This window comes from Mesorhizobium sp. B2-3-7, from assembly GCF_006442695.1.
Classification (GTDB): domain Bacteria; phylum Pseudomonadota; class Alphaproteobacteria; order Rhizobiales; family Rhizobiaceae; genus Mesorhizobium.
Genome location: NZ_VFVV01000010.1, coordinates 229,733 through 251,586, shown reverse-complemented (window position 1 = coordinate 251,586; position 21,854 = coordinate 229,733). Strand labels below are relative to the sequence as shown.

Sequence of the window (21,854 nt, the reverse complement as noted above, 5' to 3'; positions counted from 1 at the left end):
CTCGGCATCTTCCTGCTGTTGCCGCTGATCATCGTCTTCAACGAAGCCTTCGCCAAGGGCGTCGGCGCCTACACCGAAGCGCTCGGCAATACCGATACGCGCTCGGCGATCCGGCTGACGCTGCTGGTGGCGGCGATCTCGGTGCCGCTCAATGTCGTCTTCGGCATCTCGGCCGCTTGGGCGATCGCCAAGTTCGAGTTCAAGGGCAAGGCCTTCCTGACCACGCTGATCGACCTGCCTTTCTCGGTCTCGCCGGTCATCTCGGGCCTGGTCTACGTGCTTCTGTTCGGCGCCCAGGGGCTGCTCGGCGCCTGGCTGAAGGCGCATGGCATCGTCATCCTGTTCGCCGTGCCCGGCATTGTGCTGGCCACCATCTTCGTCACCTTCCCCTTCGTGGCCCGCGAGCTGATCCCGCTGATGCAGGAACAGGGCAATGGCGACGAGGAGGCCGCGCTGTCGCTCGGCGCCAATGGCTGGCAGGCCTTCTGGTATGTGACGCTGCCCAACGTCAAATGGGGGCTGCTTTACGGCGTGCTCTTGTGCAATGCGCGCGCCATGGGCGAGTTCGGCGCGGTCTCGGTGGTGTCGGGCCACATACGCGGCCTGACCAACACCATGCCGCTGCATGTCGAGATCCTCTACAATGAATACAACGCCGTCGGCGCCTTTGCCGTCGCCTCGCTGCTGGCCGGCCTGGCGCTGGTGACGCTGGTCCTGAAGACACTGCTCGAGATGCGTTACGGCGCCGAGATCGCCGCGGCGCGTGGACATTGATGCATGTCGCCCAAAAGTGGAAACCGGTTTTGGGATAACGGCATGCATGAAACAAAAGACATGTCGCCCAAAAGCGGGAACCGATTTGGGATAACGGCATGCAGCCACTACAAAGGGACTGTTGATGGAAGTTCGCGTTGCCAATGTGCGCAAGGAGTTCGAGCGGTTTCCCGCGCTCCATGACGTGTCGCTCGACATCAAGTCGGGCGAGCTGATCGCGTTGCTGGGGCCGTCGGGCTCGGGCAAGACGACGCTGCTGCGGCTGATTGCCGGGCTGGAGCGGCCGACGCGCGGCAAGATCTTCTTCGGCGACGAGGACGCCTCGCACAAATCGATCCAGGAGCGCAATGTCGGCTTCGTCTTCCAGCACTACGCGCTGTTCCGGCACATGACGGTCTCGGACAATATCGGCTTCGGCCTCAAGGTCCGGCAGGGCTCGACGCGGCCGCCGGCGCAGGAGATCCGCCGCCGCGCCTCCGAGCTGCTCGACCTGGTCCAGCTCTCGGGCCTGGAGAAGCGCTATCCGGCGCAGCTTTCCGGCGGCCAGCGCCAGCGCGTCGCGCTGGCGCGCGCCATGGCGATCGAACCCAAAGTGCTTCTGCTCGACGAGCCGTTCGGCGCGCTCGATGCGCAGGTGCGCCGGGAACTGCGCCGCTGGCTACGCGACATCCATGACGCCACCGGCCACACCACCGTCTTCGTCACCCACGACCAGGAAGAGGCGCTGGAGCTTGCCGACCGCGTCGTGGTGATGAGCCAGGGCCGCATCGAGCAGGTCGGCACCGCCGACGACATCTATGACAGGCCGAACTCGCCTTTCGTCTATGGCTTCATCGGCGAATCGAGCTCGCTTCCCGTCAAGGTCGAGAATGGCGAGGTCTGGCTCGCCGATCGCCCGATCGGGCTGTCGGCGCCGGACGCCGCCAGCGGCAATGCCAGGCTGTACTTCCGTCCGCACGACGTCGAATTGCTGAGCGGCTGCTCTGGCTGCATCGCCGGCACGGTGGTCGCCAGCCGCCGCGTCGCCGGCACCCGCCGGGTGGAACTCGAGATCGGCGGCGAACGCCAGCGCGTCGAGATCGAGCTGCCCGTCGACCACCCCGCGGCACAGAAGAGCCGGGTAGCGTTCCGCCCGGGCCGCTGGAAGCTGTTTCCGGCGGCTTGATATTAGACCGAGCACTACTCCAGCCAGTTCTCGATCTTCAGGTTGCGGATTCGCATGAACTCGCCCGTATTGGCCGTTACCAAAGTGATGCCCATAGCGCAGGCGTGCGCAGCAATAAAAAGGTCGTTATGGCCAATGGGTTGGCCGGCGGCCTCCAGTTCTGCACGAAGGGCGACATACTCTGCATCCGCCGGCACATCGAGCGGCAAGACCGGAATCTCAGCCAGCAATTGCTCGACTTTTTTGAGCAGCTTGGTTGATCCCTTCCTGGCACAGCCATATCGCAATTCCGAGGCCACCACGATACTTGTGCAAATGGCGTGGTCTCCCTCGCGCTCCACTGCATTGGCGGCTTTGCCAGCCGGATTTCGAATCATGTCACTGATGATGTTGGTGTCCAGCATAAACCGCATCAAAAAATGTCCTCGGATTCGACTGGCGCATCATTGATTTCGGGAAGATCGTCCTCGGAGCCGAGCGGCGGCTCGTTTGCCCATTGGGCGAGCAACGCGCCGAGCCCAGCTTTGCGGATCGGCTCAATGACAAGGCGGTCGCCTTCACGGCTGATCAGGACCTTCTCGCCGGGGAGCTCGAACTCGACAGGAATGCGCACCGCCTGGCTGCGGTTATTGCGAAACAGCTTCGCCTCCTTCGACGGCCGCGTTGTTGAATGGCGGTGTTGGCGCATGGTTGCCTCCTTTGTATATGCATATTGGGCGGAACAAAATTCTAATGACAGCGTTCATGACGACATTTTTTCTTACGGTGGCACCGCGAAACTATTGCACGTGCCTCGTCGGGCAAGTGGCGCAGGACTATGGTGAGGTGATTAAGCACTACACGGAGCCTTATTTCATGAAGCGATTTCTCCTCGGCGTCGCCACCGTCGCCGGCCTGTTCCTCGCATCTTCCCAAGCCTGGTCTGCCGACAAGCTGCTCAACGCCTCCTATGACGTCGGCCGCGAACTGTTCGTCCAGGTCAACAAGGCATTCATCGAGAAGCACCCGGGCGTGAGCATCGACCAGTCGCATGCCGGCACCTCGGCTCAGGCACGCGCCATCGCCGAAGGGCTCGGCGCTGATGTCGTCACCTTCAACCAGGTCACCGACATCGACTTCCTGGTCAAGAAGGGCCTCGTCTCGGCCGACTGGCAGAAGGATTTTCCCGACAACGCCTCGCCCTTCTATTCGCTGCCGTCCTTCCTGGTGCGGGCGGGCAACCCCAAGCACATCAAGGATTGGAACGACTTGGTGCGCGACGACGTGCAGGTGATCTTCCCCAACCCGAAAACCTCGGGCAATGCGCGCTACACCTATCTGGCGGCGACCGCCTACGCCAAGGAGGCCTTCAAGGGCGACGACGCCAAGGTGAAGGAATTCATCACCAAGTTATTCAACAACGTGCCGATCTTCGACACCGGCGGGCGCGCAGCCACCACCACTTTCGTGCAGCGCGAGATCGGTGACGTGCTGATCACGTTCGAATCCGAAACCCGCGGCATCCGCAAGGAGTATGGCGACGACAAATTCGAGCAGGTCACGCCTTCCGTCAGCCTGCTGGCAGAATTCCCGGTGGCGATCGTCGACAAGGTCGCCGACGAACATGGCACGCGTGATCTGGCCAAAAGCTATCTCGATTTCCTCTATACGCCCGAGGGCCAGGACATCGCCGCTGTCAATGGCCTGCGCGCCCGCGACACGGCTGTCGCCGCCAAACACAAGGCCGACTTCCCGGACGTGCGCCTGCTGACGGTGGAAAACGTCTTCGGCGGCTGGGACAACATCCAGAAAGAGCATTTCGCCGCCGGCGGCCTGCTCGACCAGGCCTATGGCAGCCGGTAGGATTTTCACGGCGCGATAGCACGTACGGTAAGCAAATCAGGAAAGCCGGCGCTTTGCCGGCTTTCGCCGTTTGCGGCAAAATATGGCAAATACGACGCCAGCCGCGCAAAAGGTTACGAAGAATCAACGCGTTTGCGCCTAACGTGCCGACAAATTGGCTTGTTCGCGAAACGGCAGCGCTCCACAAGCCCCGTCATCATTTGCACACAAACAGCCGCCAGATGCGGATTGTTGGGGCTTCATGGGTTGACTCGGGCATGCTGACTAAAAAAGGCAAATACGGCCTCAAGGCCCTCGTGCATCTGTCCGGCTTGCCGGTTGGCCAATTGGCCTTCGTCAACGACATCGCGGTCGCCAACAACATCCCGAAAAAATTCCTCGATGCCATTCTGGGCGAGCTGCGCAATGCCGGCTTCGTCCAGAGCCGCAAAGGCAAGGAAGGCGGCTATCGCCTCGCCCGCCCGGCCTCGGAGATCAAGATCGGCCATGTCGTGCGTGTGCTGGACGGGCCGCTGGCGCCGATCCCATGCGCCAGCCGCACGCAGTATCAGCGCTGCGAGGATTGCGACGAAGCGACGTGCCAGGTCCGGCACATGATGCTCGAGGTGCGCCAGGCAATCGCCGAGGTGCTGGACAACCGCAGCCTTGCCGCCATGCGCGATGCCGACAATGATGATTTTCCGGTCGAGTTGACGTCGCAGATCTAGATCCTGCGCATGCGCCGCACTTGCCGGCGTAAGTCGCATGCCGGTATGGCGCCGATCAAGGTTCAGAACCGCCGCGTCATGCGCACCGCCTCGGCGACGAGGTCGGCGATCGGGCGCGTCGCATCGAGCGTCAGCGCCCGCTCATCCGCCGCCGGTGGCTCGAGAATGGCGAATTGGCTGTCGACCAGGCTTGCCGGCATGAAATGGCCCTTGCGGCTGGCGACCCGCAGCCTCGCCATGGCCGGATCGATCTCCAGATAGAGGAAGACGATGTCTCGGCAAATGCCACGCAGGCGCTCGCGGTAGCTTCGCTTCAACGCCGAGCAGGCAGCGACCACGCCCCGCCCCTCACCGGCCGACGCTGCGATGCGCTCGCCGATTGCATCGAGCCAGCCTTCGCGCAGTTGATCGGTAAGCGGCTGACCGCTTGCCATGCGGGCGACGTTCTCGGGGGGATGAAGACGGTCACCCTCGATGAAGACCGCGCCCAGCGCGGTTGCCAGCGCTGCACCGACGACCGATTTGCCGCATCCGGCGACACCCATAACCACAATGGCTGGGGGTACAGAGCCGGGGGCGGCCTCCGCCATCCGCTGAGCCTTTTCGTCCACTGTCAGCGGCTTGCCGGCGCGCGGCCGTAGAGCAGCAGCATGGCGACGATGACGACGCCGTAGATGATCTGCCTACCCGCCTCCGGCATCTGCATGACCGACAGTATGGATTGCAGGAGCGTGATCAGGATGACGCCGGCGACAGTGCCGAGATAGGAGCCGCGCCCGCCAAGGATCGAGGTGCCGCCCAGCACGACGGCCGCGATCGACGGCAGGAGATAGGCGTCGCCCATCGACTGCGCCGCCTTGGAGGCGTAGCCGGCAAGCAGCACCCCGCCGAAGGCGGAGAGCCCGCCGGAGACGGCAAAGGCGATCATCACCACGCGCCTTGTGTCGATGCCGGAGAGGTAGGCGGCACGCTCGCGGTTGCCGATGCCGTAGACGGTGCGGCCAAAGCCGGTGCGGGTCAGAACGAACACCATCGCGGCGCCGATCAGCGCCCAGATGATGACCGCGTTGGGAACTCCCGGAATGGCAAAGCCGGTGGCCAGGTAGCGCATGGCGCCGGTGGCCGAATCCTGGGGCGAGAAGCCGCCGGTGTAGACCACCATCAGCCCTTGCGCGACGGCGTTTGTGGCGAGCGTGATGATCATGGAGGGAATGCGCAGATAGGCGACGCCGATGCCGTTGACGATGCCGATCAGCACCCCGCACAGGATGCCGAATGGAATGGCCAACGCAACGCCGGCCGGGCCATACGCGGCAGCGGCGCAAGCCATCATCGCGCCCGCCGCCACCGACCACGGCACCGACAGATCGATCTGGCCGAGCAGGATGACCAGCATCATGCCGGTGGCGATGACGCCGAGAAACGAGGCCACCTTGAGCTGCTGCAAGAGATATTCAGGCGACAGGAAGCTGCGCGAATAAAGACTGCCCAGCAGGAGCAGGACCACGATGCAGGCAAAGGCCGTCAACACCGCGGGGTCGGCGCGGCGAATGAATTTCGGCATGCGGCCGGCAATGCCGCCCAATGTCGTCTCGCTCACAGGAACCACTCCAGCCGGTTGCGGACTCGAAACAGGGCGAAGGCGCCGAGGCTGACGGCGATCAGCAGGATAACGCCCTGGAACAGCGGCTGCCACAGCGGATCGAAATCGAAGACGAACAACAGATCGCCGATGGTGCGGAAGGCGAGCGCGCCGAAGATCGCGCCGATGGCACTCCCCTTGCCACCGAACAGCGAGACGCCGCCCAGCACCACGGCGGCAATGGAAAACAACGTGTAGGAGTTGCCGCTGGCATAGGCCGCTTCGCCCGTATAGGTGAAGAACGTCAGGAACAGGCCGCCGATCGAGGCCAGCAGCCCCGCCAGCGTATAGGCTGCGAACTTGCCGCGCCGGATGGGCACGCCTGACATGTAGGCCGCCATTTCCGACGACCCTGCCGCATAGGCCGCGCGGCCAAGCACCGAGCGGCTGAACGGCACCCAGATCACCAGCACGACGGCCAGGAGCACAACCATGCTGGCCGGCACCACGTCAAACACACGGCCCGTCAGCGCGTCGGCCAGATCCTCGTTGACCGATCCTCCCGGGAACGGCCGCAGTAGAAGCCCGATGCCATAATAGACCGCGCCGGTGGCGATCGTGGCGACGATCGGCTGCAGCCGCCCGTAGATGACGATGGCGCCGTTGATCGCCCCGCACAGCAGTCCGACGGCCAGTACCGCCAACACGCCAAGCGCCGTCTGCACCGGCGTGCCCGCCACCAGCCACGAGGCCAGGCAGTTGGTCAACAGGAAGATCATGCCGACGGAAAGGTCGATGCCCGCGGTGATCACCACCAGCGTCTGCGCCATGGCGACGAAGGCCAGCAGCACGCCCTTGTTGGCCGCCGTCTGCACGACATTGGCGGTGAAGCCGGCCGGATGGTTCGCGGTGTAGATGACGAACATGACGATGAAGATGCCAAGCGCCAGCAGCGTTCCGCGCTGCTCCGCCAACCAGTAGCGCCAATCCTTCACGCCAAAATCCCTTTCACGCGTTCGCTCCCCGGTTCACCGGGCTATCCCCGCCAGGCATGTTGAGCGCGCTTGATATCAGAGCCCGTTCGGTGATTTCGGCGCCCACCAATTCGCGCTTGACCGCCCCGTCATAGAGCACCAGCACACGGTCGCAGCAGCCGATCAGCTCGTCATAGTCGGTCGAATAGAACAGGATTGCCGCCCCCGCGTCCGCCAGCTTGCGCATCAGCTGATACAGCTCCTGCTTGGTGCCGACATCGATGCCGCGCGTCGGATCGTTGAGCAGGATGATGCGCGGCTGGCGCATCAGCCATTTGGCGATGACGACCTTCTGCTGGTTGCCGCCCGACAACGCGCCGACCGGAATGTCGAGGCCGGCCGTCTTGATCGCCAGCAGGCCGACCATGTCGTCGATAAGCCGCTGCTCGGCGGCGCGGTCTATTATGCCGCCTTTCGACAGCCGGTCGAGTGCGGCGAAAGACAGGTTCTCGCGCACCGTCATCGGCAGCATCAGGCCTTCGGTCTTGCGATCCTCGGGAATGAGCGCCATGCCGATGCCGTTCTCGCGTGCGGCGGCGGGGCTGGCGATGCCCACTGGCTTACCGTCGACCAGGATCTGGCCGGAAAGGCCACGCAGGACGCCGAAGAAAGCGAGCAGCAATTCGCGTTGGCCCTGCCCGTCGAGGCCGCCGAGGCCGACCACCTCGCCTGCCCTGACCGACAGCGAGATGTTGTGCAGGCGATCCGTCCAGGAGAGCTTGCGGGCTTCGAGCACCGGCGCGGTGGTGGCCGGCGCGAATGTCGGCTTGGGCGGGAAGATATGGCTGTATTCGCGCCCGATCATCAGTTCGACGACTTCACTGTCGCTCTTCGAGCCGGCGGGATAGCTGGCGACATTGCGGCCGTTGCGGAACACCGTGCACTGGTCCGCCAATTCGGCGATCTCGTTCATGCGGTGCGAGATGTAGAGCAGCGCCAGCCCTTCCGAACGCAGCCGCTTCAGCACGGCGAAGATCTTCGACACATCCGCCGCCGTCAGTGCCGAGGTCGCCTCGTCGAGGATCAGGATGCGTGGCTTCCTGGCCAATGCCTTGGCGATCTCGACCATCTGCCGGCGTGACAGCGGCAGGTCCTTGACCAGCGCCAGCGGATGAATGTCGGATGCTCCCGCACGCGCCAGCGCGTCCTCGGCGATGCGCCGCTGCGCCTTGCGGTCGATCATGCCGAAGCGTTTCGGCGGATCGGATATGACGATGTTGTCGGCGACGCTGAGTTCGGGAATCAGCGACAACTCCTGGAAGATGCAAACTATGCCGGCCTTGTTCGCGGCGCCCGGCGAGGCGAAGGTCGCCTCTCGCCCGTCCAGCACCATGCGGCCCTCGTCGGGCGCAACGACGCCCGCCATGATCTTGATCAGCGTCGACTTGCCGGCGCCGTTTTCGCCGAGGATGGCGTGGATGCTGCCGGCCTCGACCGACAGGTCGGCCTTCTCCAGCGCCCGCACGCCGCCATAGCGCTTCGATATGCCTTCCATGCGCAAGAGCGGAGCCGCACCGTCCATCAACCCTCCCAGGGCGCTCGAACATTCAAGAACCGGCGCCGCGGCTTAGCCGCGGCGCCGAAACGATATCCACTGGAAACTACTGATTTTCCTTGGTCTGACCCATGATTTCCTGGGCGCTGAAGTTGATGCCGCAGGTTGGGAAGGAGTTGCCGACGAAGAAATTGTCCGACTCTTTCGGGAAGTAATCCGTGCCTTCCTTCATGTTCGGATCTTCGGCGATCGCCAGCGGCAGCTTCACCTCTTGCGGCACCACTTCGCCTTCGAGCGCTGCAATCGCGGTCTTGATGGCGACGGCGACCTGGGCCGGGCCCGAGCCCGCGGAAGAGCACTTCAACCCGTCGGCCGAATGCGCCGCGCAGAACTTGCGGAAGCCGTTTTCGGTTTCACCGCCAAAGGGCACGAACGGATGCTTGGCATCGATCATCGCCTGCACGATGCCGGTGTCGCCGCCCTGGCCGGTGATGCCGTCGAATGGCCCGTTGGTGGCGATCGCGTCGGCGGTGACCTTCTGTGCCACGCCGTCGTCCCACTTGCCGGCGACTTCGGTGACGTCCCATTTCTTGCCGGAAGCGTCGAGCACCTCGTGGATGCCGTTGTGGCGATCGGTATCGACGGAGGTGCCGGCAACGCCGCGCACTTCGAGAATCTTGCCGCCATTCGGCACCTTCGCGACCAGCCATTTGGCCCACAATTCGCCGAGGCCCTTCTGGTCCACATTGACGTTGATGGCATCCTTGGTGTCGAGGATGTTGTCGAAGGCGACCAGCACGATGCCAGCCTGCTTGGCGCGCTTGATGACCGGGCCGAAAGCAGTCGGGTTCTGCGCGTCGGTGACGATCGCGTCATAGCCGGAATCGATGAAGTTGTTGATCGCCGAGATCTGCGCCGGCACGTCCTCGCCGGTCGAGACGACCTTGAATTCCTTGATCTTGGCTTTGACGTCCGGCTGGGCGGCATAGGCCTTTGCGGTCTGCACCATCTGGATGCGCCAGGTGTTGGCGATATAGCCATTGGCGAAGGCGATGCGGTATGGGCCTTCCTTTTTGGGATATTTGAAGAATTTCGTGTCCGCGCTCCAAGGCGCGAAGCAGTCGGCTTGGGCGGCCGGGCCCGGCACGATCTCGGGGCCGGCGGCCATGGCGGCCGAGTTGAGCATGACGAATGCGCTGGCGGCAACGATGCCACCTACCAGTGACTTGATCATCGATAATCCTCCCATTTTGTAATTCTGACGTCGTTTCGCGATGTGAATTTCGCACGGTCGGCTCCGGCTCCTCTTGCCTTGCCGTACCTGCCTTTCCGATGGCCAATGGTCTATGCGATGCCTCCTCCCCCGTCGTTCCCAGGTTGCTGGGAAAATAGCATATTATACATAATAAACAAGAATTAGTTGTCGCTTATGTATAATAGACAGGCGCCGTACCGTTGCATTTCTCTTTCCTGTCCGACGACGACGGTAGCGCTACCATGAACGGTGTGTAAAGCGCCCTTTCTCTTGATCGCGAAAGCGTGTTCAGCGCGCCGTGCTCTCGCGGCGCATGAGTTCGAAACCGAGATCCACGACGCGCTGCTGCGGAGGCTCGCCTCCTATCGCCGCCAGCGCCATGGCCACTGCCCGCCGTCCGATCTCGTAGCGGGGCGTGCGGATGCTGGTGACGGAGGGAAACGCCACCTGCATCATGTCGAGATCGTTGAAGCCGACGATGCCGATCCTCTTGGGCACACCGATCGAGGCGCGATGACACTCGAACAGCGCGCCTAGCGCGATGTCGTCATTGTTGCAGAATACGCCGTCGAGCGTCGGCATCTTGGCCAGCGCGTCGCGGAAAAGTTCGCGTCCCAGCGTCACACTGGACGGCACCGGCGTGGTGGTGATCAGTCGTGGATCGAACAGGCCGGCTTTCTCCACGGCCATGCGGTATCCGGCCAAGCGCCGCTGCGAGCGCGGATCCATGCGCGCGCCGATGAATCCGATGCGGCGGTAACCCGCTTCGAGCAGATGCTCAGTCGCCGCCCTGCCCCCGTCCAGATGCGAGAAGCCGACCATCATATCGACCGGATCCGGGCCGGTTTCCATGACCTGCACCACCGGGCAGCCTGCGTTCTCCAGCAGTTTTCGCGAGGCCGGAGTCTGGTCGATGCCGGCCACGATCAGCGCCGCCGGCCTTTGCGGCCCGAACACCTGCAGCAGCCGTTCTTCCTCGAGGCCGGAATAGTGGGTGTTGCCGAGCTGGATGCGGAAGGCGCTATCCGACAGGCTGTCATAGATGCCACGCACCACCTCGGCAAAGACGTTGTTGGTAAGCGACGGCACCAGCACGCCGAACACCTCGGCGCGGGCCGAGGCCAGCGCCCGCGCGTTGGGATCCGGCACGTAACCGAGCTCGTCGACGGCGGCCTGGATCTGGCGGCGCAGGTCCTGCGAGACCCGCTCCGGCTCGCGCAAAGCACGGGACACGGTGATGGCGCCTACGCCCGCCTTGCGCGCGACGTCTGATATGGTCGGGCGGCCGCCGCCTCGGCGCGAGCGCGGCTTGATCAAGGACAGGCTCCATGCGGTGCCTGGCCGCCAAGGCGCTGCCGCAATACGATCGACGTTGCTGTCGCCATTTCACCAGCCTGTGCCGCACCACTCACCTCTGGCGTCGCGCAGCCCCGGCCCATTGTCAAGCCGAGGCGCTTGCGGGCGAGTGCTTCCGCTTTGCCTCAGGCCATCGCCGTCGCCACGCGTCTTGCCTTCCAAAGCACCAGCACCATCACCAGGATGTTCAGCAGGTTCCAGGCGATGCCGTTCAGGAATGCGGCGGCGTAGGAGCCGGTCAGGTCGTAGATCCAGCCCGACATCCAGCCGCCGATCGCCATGCCGAAAATGGTCGCCATGATGACGATGCCGACGCGTTGGCCGGCCTCCCTGGCGGGCATGTATTCCCGCACGATGATCGCATAGCAGGGCACGATGCCACCCTGCGACAGGCCGAAGACCAGCGAAACGACATAGAGCGAGGCAAGCCCGTCGAAGGGAATGTAAAAGAACAGTGACAGGCATTGCAGCACCGAGCCGATAAGCAGGGTCTTCACTCCGCCGATGCGGTCGGCAACGAAGCCCGAAGCCACGCGGCTGACCACGCCGGCCGCCATCATGATCGACAGCATGTCGGCGCCATGCGCGACGCCGTAGCCAAGATCCATGCAATAGGCCACGATATGCACCTGCGGCATCGACATCGCCACGCAGCAGCCAAGACCAGCAATGACGAGCAGCACCTGGAGTGCCGTTGGCGACAACGAGATCGGCTGCACCAGCCGGCTGCCCGCAGAACCGGCGGCCGCGATCGGGGCGCCGCGCCGCAGCATCAGCACCAGCGGCACCATGGTCGCCAGGCAGAAGATGCCGATGGCCACATAGGTGAAGCGCCAGCCTTCCGCCTTCATCAGGGGTGGCATGACGGTAGGCCAGATCGTTCCGGCGAGATAGCTGCCGGCCGCGGCCGCCGCCACGGCGACGCCGCGCCGGCGGTTGAACCAATGCGAGATGTCAGCGATCAGCGGCCCGAAGATCGCCGATGTACCGACCCCGATCAGCAAGCCCTGGGCGAGCGTGAACTGCAGGATCGAGGTCGACAGCGCCGCCAGCAGGAAGCCGGCAACCAGCGCCATCGAGGAAACAAGCGCCGGGATCCAGTAGCCGACACGGTCGATGGCGCGCCCGACCAGAACGTTTCCGGCGGCAAAGCCGACCATGGTCGCGGTGTAGGGCAGAGCGGCGTCGGCCCTGTCGACGCCGAACTCGGCCTGCACGGCCGGCAGCACCACGACCACGGCCCACATGCCGACGCCGCCGACTGTTGACAAAAGCATCGACACCGCCAGCCGTATCCATGCATGCGAGCTGTCGACGACCGCATTGCCGGCTGCTGGTGAGGAGAAGATCGAGGCCAAGCTGTTTCCCATTCCGTCATCGACATTGACCATGGTCGCGGTCATGCGGCCTAGCGGCCGACGGTCCTTCCACCACTATCGGCGCATTCGCGGCGCCGAGCAGCGCCACGTGGGTAATTCCATGGTTCCAGGGTTCGCCGGTTCCGGGCTCACCGGAACGTGCGACGATGAAGGACGTTTTGCAATCGGCTCAACGCGAAGGAGATTGCCATGACCGCGAAACGGAAATGGTCGGCTGAGGTGACCGAGCACAGCAATGCCATGGATCTCGAAGACCATGTCTTCGAATCCCACGACCCGAAGAAGATCGCGGCTTCGCTCAAGCGGTCGGCCGAACACAGCGACCGGCGCAAGGCCGAACCGTTCCAGTCCGCCATGTCGATGCTGAACTTCTACATCAACCGTGCCGGCAAGAACCTGCCGGCGAAGCAGAAGAAGGTGCTCGAGGACGCCAAGGACGAACTGCGCGCGGCGTTCGGACGTGAGAAGGAAGAGTAGGCAGCAAGCCGCGTGACGGGTTCCTGGAACGGCTTATCGTGACCTGATCACGCCGTCTGTGTTGGCGAGCAGCTTGCGCACCGCGGCACGCGCCGCGTCGGGCCGCTGCAGGCGGATGTTCTTCTCGATCGCCTCATGCATCTTCTGTGCGTGCTGCAAATCGTCGAGTTCCCGCGTCGTATAGGTGAAGAGATGGTCGAAGGCGGATTCGATCAGCACCCCGAGCGGCACCAGCAGGTCGTTGCCAGACGCCCGCAGGATCGCGAGATGAAAGCGCGTGTCGGCGCGGGTGCGCTCCTGCAGGCTTGGTGCCTCGCCCATCTCGCGGCAGGCCTGGCTGATTTCGGCCATCTGCTCGTCGGTCCGCCGCATGGCGGCAAAAGCGGATGCCTCCGGCTCGATGATGTGGCGGAATTCCTGCACCGTCTTCAGAAATACCTCGCGGTCCGGCGAGGTCGCGTACCAGGCAAGCACGTCGCGGTCGAGCAGATTCCAACGTTCTTTCGGCTCGACCCAGCTGCCGATCTTCGGGCGCGAGGCGAGCAGGCTTTTGGCCATCAGCATCTTGATCGCCTCGCGTACCGCCGAGCGGCTGACGCTGAAGGTCTCCGACCATTTGGCTTCGTTGGGCAGGATGGTGCCGGGCGGATAGTCGCCGCGCACGATCCTGAGCCCGATTTCGCTGGCCAGCGAGGTGTGCACGCTGGAACCCGGAATGCGCGCCGCATCGGTGCGGCGAACGCCGGCCTGACGCTCGGCCGATGCCGCTTTTGCCGGCGATTTTTCCTTGTTCGGCTTCGCGTCCCGCATAGGCTCCAGAAAGTCCGGATTGAGCAAGCTGTCAAGCACGGCAAGCGGGTTCACCCGCAAAGCCGGCTTCTGTGCACAGCTCAACCCCCGGCGGGGCCTGTTTTCAAGAGATCCTCACGTATTTGCGCCAGCTGTGTTCCGGCCGAAAGCCCAACATGTCGCGCGCCTTGCGATTGGACAGCAGCGTCTCGAATTCGCCGAGCTCACCCTTGACCGGCACACCGGGATAGAAGCGCTTCAGCAGTTCCGCGGTCGGCAGGTCCGACGACGTGTCGTCATTGGCAGCGTTGAACACCTGGTAGCCGAGCCCATCCTTCTCGATGGCGCGCAGCGTGATCTGGCCGAGGTCGCGCGCATCGACATAGCTCCAGGCGATGCGCTTGCGGAAACCGGGATCGGCGAACCATTTCGGAAACAGGGAGTATTCGTGCGGTTCGATGACGTTGCCGATGCGCAATGCATAGATGTCGGCACCGTCGCGCTGCGCAAAGGCCCGTGCCGTCTTCTCGTTGACCACCTTGGAAAGGGCATAGCTGTCCATCGGATCGACGTCGTATTCTTCGTCGAGCGGGAAATATTTCGGCGTGCGCGGCTCGTTGGCGAAGACCAGCCCGTAGGTGGTCTCGCTGGAGGCGATTATCACCTTGCGGATGCCGAGCTTCACCGCCGCCTCGATGACATTGTAGGTACCGAGTGCGTTGATGCGGAACACTTCGTTGTCGGGCGTGATCATGATGCGCGGGATCGCGGCGAAATGCACCACGGCGTCGACGGGCTGGGGGCGCAGCGACGGGTCGAATTCATGCAAGCCCGCATAGCTCGACAGCGCGTTGAACACCTGCCCGCTGTCGGTGATGTCGGTGATCAGCGTGCGCACCTTGGGATTGTCGAGCGGCTTGGTGTCGATGTTGAGCACCTGGCAGCCCTGCTCCACCAGATATTGCACGACGTGGCGCCCGGCCTTGCCGCTGCCGCCGGTGAACATGATCCGCTTCATTATTCTGGTCTCCACGAAAGCTCAGGAATTATGTGTATTGTCAGACAATATTGCTTTCTGCAACCGCTTGCGGCTAAAAGAGCGGCGACATTATCGATAATCGCAACACAGGACAGACAGCATGAACACGACCGCCGCGAGCGAGAAGATCGGCTTCATCGGCCTTGGCCTGATGGGTCATGGCATCGCCAAGAACATCGTCGATAAAGGCCATCACCTGACCTTCCTCGGCCGCAAGAATCGCAAGCCGGCGGAGGATATGGCTAATCGCGGCGCCCACGAAGCCTCGACCTCCCGCGACGTGGCGGCGGCATCGACGATCGTCTTCATCTGCGTCACCGGTTCGCGTGAGGTCGAAGCCATCATTCGAGGCCCCGGCGGTCTCAAGGAAGGATTGAGAAAAGGCTCGGTCGTCGTCGACTGCTCGACCTCCGACCCGGTCTCGACCGTTGCGCTGGCCGCCGAACTCAAGGCGCTCGGCGTCAACTATGTCGATGCACCGCTCAGCCGCACGCCGAAGGAGGCTTGGGAAGGCACGCTCGACGCCATGGTCGGCGCACCCGACGCCGTCTTTGCCAGGGTCAAACCGGTGATCGAAACCTGGGCCGGCCGTATCGTCCATATCGGCGACACCGGCGACGGCCACCGCATGAAATTGCTCAACAATTTCGTCTCGCTGGGCTATGCGGCGATCTATTCCGAGGCATTGGCCTTGGCCGAGAAGGTCGGCATCTCGCCGCAGCGCTTCGACAGCGTCATCCGCAACGGCCGCATGGATTGCGGCTTCTACCAGACCTTCATGCGGTGGACGTTGGAGGGCGACCGCGACGCCCACAAATTCACTATTGCCAACGCCTTCAAGGACTTGACCTACCTCGAATCGATGGCGGGTTCTGCCGGCATTGCCAACCCCCTCGGCAACGCCACCAAGAACGCTTTCGCCGGAGCACACGCCACCGGACCGGCCGAGCAGTACGTGCCGATGCTGGCCACCCATATCGGCAAGGTCAACGGTGTCGATCTGATGCCGATGAAAGATGGAAAGAAACAGACGATTTAAGGGTGAGAAGCGGTCCGCGCACCGGATGAAAAGCCAATAGCTTGGCTTTTCGAGCTTCGAACGCCGGGAGCCTGCGAAAGGCCGCAGAAGGCTACGCATTGTCCATAGAAAGGTGATCACCAAGCGCGAGCGTCGATCACCCTCGCCCTCTTCCGATCCCTTCATCGGTATCGGCGAGTAGCTTGTGCACGGCGTTGCGCGCCGCTGAGGGGCGCTGCAAACGAATATTCTTCTCGATCGCCTCGTGCAGCCTCTGGGCCCGCCGTTGGTCGCCGACCTGCTGAGTCGTGAAGACGAAGAGATGGTCGAGCGCCGACTCGATGAGCACGCCGAGCGGCACCAGCAGATCGTTGCCGGAGGCCCGCAGGATGGCAAGATGAAAGCGCGTGTCGGCCCGGATGCGCTCCTGAAGGCTTGCCGCCTCGCCCATCTCGCGGCAGGCCTGGCTGATCTCGGCCATCTGCTCGTCGCTGCGCCGCACCGCGGCAAAGGCGCTCGCTTCCGGCTCGATGATGTGGCGGAACTCCTGTACCGTCCGCAGGAACACCTCACGGTCCGGCGCGGTCGCGTACCAGGCGAGCACGTCGCGGTCGAGTAGGTTCCAGCGCTCCTTCGGTTCGACCCAACTGCCGATCTTGGGGCGCGAAGCGAGCAGGCTTTTGGCCATCAGCATCTTGATCGCCTCGCGCACCGCCGAGCGGCTGACGTTGAACGTTCGCGACCATTGGGCTTCGTTGGGCAGGATGGTGCCTGGCGGATAGTCGCCGCGCACGATCCTGAGCCCGATCTCGCTGGCCAGCGAGGCGTGCACGCTGGCACCGGGAAAGTGCGCCGCATCGGGCCGGCGCATGGCGGCCGGACGGCGGCCGGCCTGTGCCTTGGTCCGAATGGCTCGCTTGTTTGACTTTTCGTCCGGCATCCACGTTCCAATGCGTCGGCCGTACCTGTTCCGGTCAGGAACTGTCGGGTGCGCCGATGCCATTGCCGAAAATTCGAACCACGGGCGCGCCAAAGCCGGAGCCGCTGCCCCTGAAATGCGTGTCCCTGTTCGTCAGCAGAGGTGGCGGGGCGCCCGTTGACGGGCGCCCCGATCGAGACGCCTACTTCTGGATGCAGGTGTCGACCGTATCCTTGGTGCATTCGTCGAGGCCGGTGAACACCGGATCGTCGACCTTCTTGCCTTCGACCAGGTCGATCATCACGGACGGCGCCTTGTAGCCCATCTCGAACGGCCGCTGGCCGACCAGCGCGGTGACAAGGCCATCCCGCGCGATCGCCACCTCGTCGCCGATCGTGTCGGCGGCGCCGATGACGAAGTCGTTGCTGGCCAGCTTGTCCTTCAGCGGTCCAACCAGATCGCGATAGGGCTGCGGCGCGCCGAACAGCGGCCAGCCGCCCATGATGCCGAACGCATCGAGCTTGGGGTTGGCGGCAAGGATGTCGGTCATCGCCTGCACGCCCTTGGCGCCGTCGTCATTGGTGAACACCGGACAGCCCGCCACTTCCGTCCAGCCGCCTTCGCCGGCAAGGGCTGCAAGTCCTTCCTTGCCCGACAGCGCATCACGCATGCCTTGCGCGCGGCGAAGGATGTTGTCGGCCGCCGGATTGCCCTCGATGGTGCAGATCGTGCCGCCCTTCGGCTTGGCCTTCTTTATGTATTCGCCGATCTTCTTGCCCATCAGATAGTTGTCGGTGCCGAGATAAGTCTTGCGAAGTGCTGCGTCTTCCTTGGCAAGATCGGCATCGACGGTCATGATCGGGATCGACGGGTTGGCGCTTTTGATCGTTTGCGCGATCAGCGGCGCGTTGGACGGCGAAATCGCCATCGCCACCGTGTCCGGCTTGCTCAGCATATCCTGCACGATCTGCGCCTCGCCGGCCTCGTCGGAAGTCGACGCCGGACCGGTGTAGAAGCACTCATATTCCGAGCTGGCGTTTTCCTTGTTCCATTTCTCGCAGCCCTGGTGGATCGCCTCGAAGAACGGATTGTCGAGACCTTTCACCACGATGACGAGCTGCTTCTTGGCCAAAGCCGGCCCGGCGCCCAACGCCATGGCGGCGACGGCGGCGAGCAAAACTGTTTTCCTCATGTCAGTCCTCCCTTGGAAACAGACGGACACGGCGTGCCCGCCACACAGATCGGCCGAATGCGAGATGACAGAAGCAAGCGCTCGTGCCGTCAGGCCAGGCCGATAAGTATTTTCAGATGCGACCAGCCCGGCAACGATGCCGGCACGGTCGATAATCCTCTACCGGTTGCGCCGCCAAACAACGTCGTCAAAGCCGGCATATCTTCCTCCGACGCTCAACTAATAACGGCTTGCCGCCAACGTCAATTGCTATTTGTCCTACAAAACGGATTTTTCCCGAAAGGCGGGATCTCATTCGTCCGACAATTGCCCAAATCTTATTCGTCAGACAATTGACGCCCATGCAGGCATTTGCGTAAATGACCGCGTCGCTGCTTCCGGGAGGAGCTGGGGTAGCGAACCGAAGCCGTCGCCCCTTCCGGGACAGACGGCCAGACATGGGAGGCAAAAGGCTGGTGGCGGTTCTCGAACTCACCAACATCTCGAAGCATTTCGGCGCCATCCAGGCGGTGAACGACGTGTCGCTGTCGATCGAGCCCGGCCAGGTCGTCGGCCTGATGGGTGACAACGGCGCCGGCAAGTCGACGCTGGTCAAGATGATCGCCGGCAATTTCCGCCCGAGCCACGGCACCATGCAGATGGACGGCAAGGATCTGATCCTGCACAAGCCGGTCGAGGCCCGCCAGCACGGCATCGAGATCGTCCACCAGGATCTGGCGCTGTGCAATAATTTGACGGCGGCGGCCAATGTCTATCTCGGCCGCGAACTGCGCCGCGGCGTCGGGCCCTTCCGTATCCTCGACTATGCCGCCATGTACAAGCGCGCCGGCCAGATATTCGCCGAGCTCAAATCCGAGACGCGCCCGCGCGACCTCGTCAAACAGATGTCCGGCGGTCAGCGCCAGGCGGTGGCGATCGCCCGCACCATGCTGTCGCAGGCCAAGATAGTGCTGATGGACGAGCCGACGGCGGCGATTTCGGTCCGTCAGGTCGCCGAAGTCCTCAACCTGATCCGCCATTTGCGCGACCAGGGCATCGCCGTGGTGCTGATCAGCCACCGCATGCCCGACGTTTTCGACGTCGCCGACCGCGTCATCGTCATGCGGCGCGGCAGGAAAGTCGCCGACAAGGCGATCGCCTCGAGTTCGCCCGAGGAAGTGACAGGGCTGATCACCGGCGCCATCGAGCAGGTGGTGTGAGAGCGGCAAAACCGGATTTCATTGCGCTGGCGCGTTTCGCTCCCGGCAGGAAAGGTCGATAATGGCAGTCACCCTTGATCAGACGATCGCGCAGAAACAGCACAGTTTTCTGTCGCGGCTGCTCTCCAGCCAGACGTTCTGGGTGGTGATCGCCGTCATCCTCGCCTGTATCTTCCTGTCCTTTGCCACGGATGCCTTCGCCACCCCGAAGAACCTCTTCAACATCACCCGCAACGTCACCTTCGTCGCCATTGTCGCGCTGGGCATGACCTTCGTCATCATCACCGGCGGCATCGACCTCTCGGTCGGTTCGGTGCTGTGCCTGTGCTCGATGGTGCTGGCCGTTACCATGCATGCCGGGTTTTCGATCGAAGTCGGCATCCTGGCTTCGATCGTCACCGCACTCGTCATCGGCGGCTTCAACGGCATTCTGATCGCCTATCTCGGCTTTCCGCCCTTCGTGGTGACGCTCGGCATGCTGTCGATCGCCCGCAGCCTCGCCATGGTGGCCTCCAACAACACCGTCGTCTTCCAGTTCGGGCCCGATCACGACAAGCTGCTGGCGCTGGGCGGCGGCGCCTGGCTGTTCGGGATCGCCAATCCGGTGCTCTACATGATCCTTTTGGCGCTGATCACCGGCTTCGTCCTGCGCTGGACCAAGTTCGGCCGGCACATCTTCGCCATTGGCGGCAACGAGCATGCGGCGACGCTGACCGGCGTTCCGGTGCGCCAGATCAAGGTCGCCGTCTACATGATCTCGGCGTTGTCGGCGGGAATAGCCGGCATCATCCAGACCGGCTGGCTGGGCGCCGTCACCACCAATCTCGGCAACGGCATGGAGCTGCAGGTCATCGCCGCCACCGTCATCGGCGGCGCCAATCTCGCCGGCGGCGTCGGCACCGCCTTTGGCGCCATCGTGGGTGCCGCCCTCATCGAGGTGATCCGCAACAGCCTCGGCCTGCTCGGTATTAACGCCTTCTGGCAGGGCACCTTCATCGGCGGCGCCATCCTGCTGGCGGTGCTGTTCGACCGCATCCGCAACTTCAGGCGAAGCGACTAAAAGCCTGTCTTCGCCGAAGCGGCGTTCATTTCGGTCCTATCGCTCAGTCTGAAAATCGGCTGAAGCGGCCTGCCGCGAATACCGGGCGTGCGGCTATGCCTTGACGGACACGGAAAACCGGCCGCACAATCCCCAAGCAGGCGAAGGGAGGCCAGTCGCCTGCGGGAGGATATACCCATGACGGAAGCGATCAGGCTCTACTGGGGCCGGTTCGGACATGTTTCTGTCCTGAATGTCGCGAGCGACTTCGTCACCCATGCCCATGTCGAGGCACATCTCATCATCTGGCTGGAAGGCACCGCCGGCGAGATGACCATCGGCCGTGAGACGGTCCTGCTTGGACCTGGCACGGCTGCCGGCATCAACTCGCTGCAGCCGCATAGCCATGTGCTGTCGCACGACGGCACCCCAGGCCTGTTCCTCGCCTTTTACATCGACCCGGACTGGGCACGGCGGCGCCGTGACCTGCCCTCGTCCGCGCCGCTTTTCGCGCAGGCGGCAATCACGCTCGAACCCTGGCTGCACCAGGCTGCTGCCGGCCTGCTCGATCATCTGACCGACAATGAGAGCATCGACGATGTCGCCAATTACGAGATCGAGCGCTTCATCGACTCGGTGCTCGATGCCGCCGACGCTTCAGCTCCGCAGGAGCCGCGTGGCCGCGTGAACACCATGCAGGATTTCCGCGTCCGCAAGGCGATCCAGCTGATGAAAGCCAATGTCTGCGAGCGTATCTCCTTCGATGACGTGGCGCGCAGCGTCGGCCTGTCGCGGCCGCATTTCTTCGCCCTGTTCAAGGAACAGACCAGTTTGACGCCCAACGTCTACTGGAACACGCTGCGCATGGAGGAAGCGGTGCGCCAGCTCCAGTGGTCGCATGAGCCGCTGATATCGGTCGCCTGCAATCTCGGCTTCACCACCCAGGGCAATTTCTCGCGTTTCTTCCGCGACCATGTCGGCGTGCCGCCGACGCTCTATCGCGAAGCGGCGCGAGCAGTGTCCTGACGGGCCGGAAAGCGGCTATTTTCAGACTGATTGATACGTGCCCAAGACGCATTGATAAGCACCGCGACCACGATCGGCCTACCGTCCCAAGCAGAACGTTTGCAGGGGAAAGAGCATATGGCTGATGTCACCATCTCCACCGTCATCGACGCGCCGGTCGAAAAGGTCTGGGCGCGCATCCGCGACTTCAACGGACTGCCGAATTGGCATCCGCGCATGGTCGAAAGCCATATCGAGGACGGCAAGGACGCCACCACGATCGGCTGCGTGCGCAACTTCCAGCTGGCCAGCGGCGCGCGGCTGCGCGAAAAGCTGCTCGATTTCTCCGATGAGAATTTCCTCGTCAGCTATTCGATCCTGGAAACGCCGCAGCCGCTCACCAACCACAGGGCTACGCTGCAATTGCGGCGCGTCACCGACGGCGACCGCACCTATGCCGAATGGACCGCCAGCTTCGACGCAGCACCCGAAGAAGCCGACAAGCTGGCCGAGGGCATGGGCGCCAATGTCTTCCAGGGCGGCTTCAACGCCCTGAAGAGCCATTTCACCGGCCAGGGTTGAGGAGCG

Annotated in this window: 23 protein-coding genes; 10 read left to right on the top strand and 13 right to left on the bottom strand. The window is 63.3% G+C overall.

From position 1 onward, the window contains the following. A partial coding sequence (gene cysW / locus FJ940_RS21000) for a sulfate ABC transporter permease subunit CysW (RefSeq protein ID WP_140657778.1) occupies positions 1 to 774 on the top strand: 774 nt, incomplete at its 5' end. A gap of 124 nt (positions 775 to 898) precedes the next feature. After that, positions 899 to 1,939, top strand: coding sequence for a sulfate/molybdate ABC transporter ATP-binding protein (locus FJ940_RS20995; protein ID WP_140580039.1), 1,041 nt, complete (start codon positions 899 to 901; stop codon positions 1,937 to 1,939). Between the two features lie 14 nt (positions 1,940 to 1,953). Here the strand turns inward: FJ940_RS20995 and FJ940_RS20990 are convergent, their stop codons facing one another. Both FJ940_RS20990 and FJ940_RS20985 read right to left on the bottom strand, forming a co-directional pair. Beyond that, the gene (locus FJ940_RS20990) at positions 1,954 to 2,352 is read right to left on the bottom strand and encodes a type II toxin-antitoxin system VapC family toxin (protein ID WP_140630800.1); all 399 of its coding nucleotides are present in this window, start codon (positions 2,350 to 2,352) and stop codon (positions 1,954 to 1,956) included. Beyond that, entirely contained in the window at positions 2,352 to 2,627 is a 276-nt protein-coding gene (locus FJ940_RS20985; protein WP_140657776.1) for an antitoxin, read from the bottom strand. The genes FJ940_RS20990 and FJ940_RS20985 overlap by 1 nt, the downstream gene beginning before the upstream one ends. A 167-nt stretch (positions 2,628 to 2,794) precedes the next feature. Here FJ940_RS20985 and FJ940_RS20980 point away from each other — a divergent pair, with 167 nt between their 5' ends. Together FJ940_RS20980 and FJ940_RS20975 are read left to right on the top strand one after the other, a co-directional pair. Beyond that, positions 2,795 to 3,781, top strand: a complete 987-nt coding sequence (locus FJ940_RS20980; RefSeq protein WP_140657774.1) for a sulfate ABC transporter substrate-binding protein — start codon at positions 2,795 to 2,797, stop codon at positions 3,779 to 3,781. A 257-nt stretch (positions 3,782 to 4,038) separates the two neighbouring features. Further along, a complete protein-coding gene (locus FJ940_RS20975; RefSeq protein ID WP_006202816.1) occupies positions 4,039 to 4,488 on the top strand; it encodes an Rrf2 family transcriptional regulator in 450 nt (149 codons plus the stop codon). A gap of 62 nt (positions 4,489 to 4,550) precedes the next feature. Here FJ940_RS20975 and FJ940_RS20970 read toward each other — a convergent pair whose 3' ends face one another. The 7 genes from FJ940_RS20970 to FJ940_RS20940 all read right to left on the bottom strand — a co-directional run bounded on the left by FJ940_RS20970 (position 4,551) and on the right by FJ940_RS20940 (position 12,580). Continuing rightward, positions 4,551 to 5,078 carry a gluconokinase gene (locus FJ940_RS20970; protein ID WP_181168365.1) on the bottom strand — a complete coding sequence of 176 codons (528 nt, stop codon included), beginning with the start codon at positions 5,076 to 5,078 and terminating at the stop codon, positions 4,551 to 4,553. 23 nt (positions 5,079 to 5,101) lie between these two features. Next, the gene (locus FJ940_RS20965; protein ID WP_140553852.1) at positions 5,102 to 6,088 is read right to left on the bottom strand and encodes an ABC transporter permease; all 987 of its coding nucleotides are present in this window, start codon (positions 6,086 to 6,088) and stop codon (positions 5,102 to 5,104) included. Beyond that, positions 6,085 to 7,065 carry an ABC transporter permease gene (locus FJ940_RS20960; protein ID WP_140657770.1) on the bottom strand — a complete coding sequence of 327 codons (981 nt, stop codon included), beginning with the start codon at positions 7,063 to 7,065 and terminating at the stop codon, positions 6,085 to 6,087. The genes FJ940_RS20965 and FJ940_RS20960 overlap by 4 nt, the downstream gene beginning before the upstream one ends. 13 nt (positions 7,066 to 7,078) lie before the next feature. Then, entirely contained in the window at positions 7,079 to 8,626 is a 1,548-nt protein-coding gene (locus FJ940_RS20955; RefSeq protein ID WP_140515833.1) for a sugar ABC transporter ATP-binding protein, read from the bottom strand. A gap of 79 nt (positions 8,627 to 8,705) precedes the next feature. Further along, entirely contained in the window at positions 8,706 to 9,833 is a 1,128-nt protein-coding gene (locus FJ940_RS20950) for a sugar ABC transporter substrate-binding protein (RefSeq protein ID WP_140515835.1), read from the bottom strand. Between the two features lie 309 nt (positions 9,834 to 10,142). Next, positions 10,143 to 11,171, bottom strand: coding sequence for a LacI family DNA-binding transcriptional regulator (locus tag FJ940_RS20945; protein ID WP_140499846.1), 1,029 nt, complete (start codon positions 11,169 to 11,171; stop codon positions 10,143 to 10,145). 164 nt (positions 11,172 to 11,335) lie between these two features. Then, positions 11,336 to 12,580: an MFS transporter gene (locus FJ940_RS20940; protein WP_140516291.1), complete on the bottom strand. Its 1,245-nt coding sequence runs from the start codon at positions 12,578 to 12,580 to the stop codon at positions 11,336 to 11,338. 198 nt (positions 12,581 to 12,778) lie between these two features. Here FJ940_RS20940 and FJ940_RS20935 point away from each other — a divergent pair, with 198 nt between their 5' ends. Beyond that, on the top strand, positions 12,779 to 13,066 hold the full coding sequence (locus tag FJ940_RS20935; RefSeq protein WP_140499848.1) for a DUF3175 domain-containing protein: 288 nt from the start codon (positions 12,779 to 12,781) through the stop codon (positions 13,064 to 13,066). Between the two features lie 33 nt (positions 13,067 to 13,099). On the opposite strand, the gene FJ940_RS20930 is transcribed toward FJ940_RS20935, so the two are convergent. Together FJ940_RS20930 and FJ940_RS20925 are read right to left on the bottom strand one after the other, a co-directional pair. Then, entirely contained in the window at positions 13,100 to 13,876 is a 777-nt protein-coding gene (locus tag FJ940_RS20930; protein WP_140500153.1) for a FadR/GntR family transcriptional regulator, read from the bottom strand. A 103-nt stretch (positions 13,877 to 13,979) separates the two neighbouring features. Continuing rightward, the gene (locus tag FJ940_RS20925) at positions 13,980 to 14,876 is read right to left on the bottom strand and encodes an NAD(P)-dependent oxidoreductase (protein ID WP_140500155.1); all 897 of its coding nucleotides are present in this window, start codon (positions 14,874 to 14,876) and stop codon (positions 13,980 to 13,982) included. A gap of 118 nt (positions 14,877 to 14,994) precedes the next feature. Here FJ940_RS20925 and FJ940_RS20920 point away from each other — a divergent pair, with 118 nt between their 5' ends. After that, the gene (locus tag FJ940_RS20920) at positions 14,995 to 15,933 is read left to right on the top strand and encodes an NAD(P)-dependent oxidoreductase (protein WP_140657768.1); all 939 of its coding nucleotides are present in this window, start codon (positions 14,995 to 14,997) and stop codon (positions 15,931 to 15,933) included. Between the two features lie 136 nt (positions 15,934 to 16,069). On the opposite strand, the gene FJ940_RS20915 is transcribed toward FJ940_RS20920, so the two are convergent. Both FJ940_RS20915 and FJ940_RS20910 read right to left on the bottom strand, forming a co-directional pair. Further along, positions 16,070 to 16,852 (bottom strand): FadR/GntR family transcriptional regulator, encoded by a 783-nt coding sequence (locus FJ940_RS20915; RefSeq protein WP_140499852.1) that lies wholly within the window; start codon positions 16,850 to 16,852, stop codon positions 16,070 to 16,072. Positions 16,853 to 17,033: 181 nt separating this feature from the next. After that, positions 17,034 to 18,023 (bottom strand): sugar-binding protein, encoded by a 990-nt coding sequence (locus FJ940_RS20910; RefSeq protein ID WP_140499854.1) that lies wholly within the window; start codon positions 18,021 to 18,023, stop codon positions 17,034 to 17,036. Between the two features lie 455 nt (positions 18,024 to 18,478). Here FJ940_RS20910 and FJ940_RS20905 point away from each other — a divergent pair, with 455 nt between their 5' ends. From FJ940_RS20905 to FJ940_RS20890, 4 genes are all read left to right on the top strand, one after another. Continuing rightward, positions 18,479 to 19,222, top strand: coding sequence for an ATP-binding cassette domain-containing protein (locus tag FJ940_RS20905; RefSeq protein WP_140500157.1), 744 nt, complete (start codon positions 18,479 to 18,481; stop codon positions 19,220 to 19,222). Between the two features lie 61 nt (positions 19,223 to 19,283). Continuing rightward, positions 19,284 to 20,282, top strand: coding sequence for an ABC transporter permease (locus tag FJ940_RS20900; protein WP_140580042.1), 999 nt, complete (start codon positions 19,284 to 19,286; stop codon positions 20,280 to 20,282). Positions 20,283 to 20,459: 177 nt separating this feature from the next. Further along, positions 20,460 to 21,287, top strand: a complete 828-nt coding sequence (locus FJ940_RS20895; protein ID WP_140630792.1) for an AraC family transcriptional regulator — start codon at positions 20,460 to 20,462, stop codon at positions 21,285 to 21,287. Positions 21,288 to 21,404: 117 nt separating this feature from the next. Further along, complete coding sequence (locus FJ940_RS20890) at positions 21,405 to 21,848, top strand: SRPBCC family protein (protein WP_140567548.1); 444 nt, start codon at positions 21,405 to 21,407, stop codon at positions 21,846 to 21,848. The last annotated feature ends 6 nt before the right edge of the window (positions 21,849 to 21,854 follow it).

Excerpts from the sequence above, each read along its gene's own strand:
- FJ940_RS20995 (WP_140580039.1), top strand. The coding sequence starts at position 899 with ATGGAAGTTCGCGTTGCCAATGTGCGCAAGGAGTTCGAGCGGTTTCCC.
- FJ940_RS20990 (WP_140630800.1), bottom strand. The coding sequence starts at position 2,352 with ATGCGGTTTATGCTGGACACCAACATCATCAGTGACATGATTCGAAAT.
- FJ940_RS20985 (WP_140657776.1), bottom strand. The coding sequence starts at position 2,627 with ATGCGCCAACACCGCCATTCAACAACGCGGCCGTCGAAGGAGGCGAAG.
- FJ940_RS20980 (WP_140657774.1), top strand. The coding sequence starts at position 2,795 with ATGAAGCGATTTCTCCTCGGCGTCGCCACCGTCGCCGGCCTGTTCCTC.
- FJ940_RS20975 (WP_006202816.1), top strand. The coding sequence starts at position 4,039 with ATGCTGACTAAAAAAGGCAAATACGGCCTCAAGGCCCTCGTGCATCTG.
- FJ940_RS20970 (WP_181168365.1), bottom strand. The coding sequence starts at position 5,078 with ATGGCGGAGGCCGCCCCCGGCTCTGTACCCCCAGCCATTGTGGTTATG.
- FJ940_RS20955 (WP_140515833.1), bottom strand. The coding sequence starts at position 8,626 with ATGGACGGTGCGGCTCCGCTCTTGCGCATGGAAGGCATATCGAAGCGC.
- FJ940_RS20950 (WP_140515835.1), bottom strand. The coding sequence starts at position 9,833 with ATGATCAAGTCACTGGTAGGTGGCATCGTTGCCGCCAGCGCATTCGTC.
- FJ940_RS20940 (WP_140516291.1), bottom strand. The coding sequence starts at position 12,580 with ATGGGAAACAGCTTGGCCTCGATCTTCTCCTCACCAGCAGCCGGCAAT.
- FJ940_RS20935 (WP_140499848.1), top strand. The coding sequence starts at position 12,779 with ATGACCGCGAAACGGAAATGGTCGGCTGAGGTGACCGAGCACAGCAAT.
- FJ940_RS20930 (WP_140500153.1), bottom strand. The coding sequence starts at position 13,876 with ATGCGGGACGCGAAGCCGAACAAGGAAAAATCGCCGGCAAAAGCGGCA.
- FJ940_RS20920 (WP_140657768.1), top strand. The coding sequence starts at position 14,995 with ATGAACACGACCGCCGCGAGCGAGAAGATCGGCTTCATCGGCCTTGGC.
- FJ940_RS20915 (WP_140499852.1), bottom strand. The coding sequence starts at position 16,852 with ATGCCGGACGAAAAGTCAAACAAGCGAGCCATTCGGACCAAGGCACAG.
- FJ940_RS20910 (WP_140499854.1), bottom strand. The coding sequence starts at position 18,023 with ATGAGGAAAACAGTTTTGCTCGCCGCCGTCGCCGCCATGGCGTTGGGC.
- FJ940_RS20900 (WP_140580042.1), top strand. The coding sequence starts at position 19,284 with ATGGCAGTCACCCTTGATCAGACGATCGCGCAGAAACAGCACAGTTTT.
- FJ940_RS20895 (WP_140630792.1), top strand. The coding sequence starts at position 20,460 with ATGACGGAAGCGATCAGGCTCTACTGGGGCCGGTTCGGACATGTTTCT.
- FJ940_RS20890 (WP_140567548.1), top strand. The coding sequence starts at position 21,405 with ATGGCTGATGTCACCATCTCCACCGTCATCGACGCGCCGGTCGAAAAG.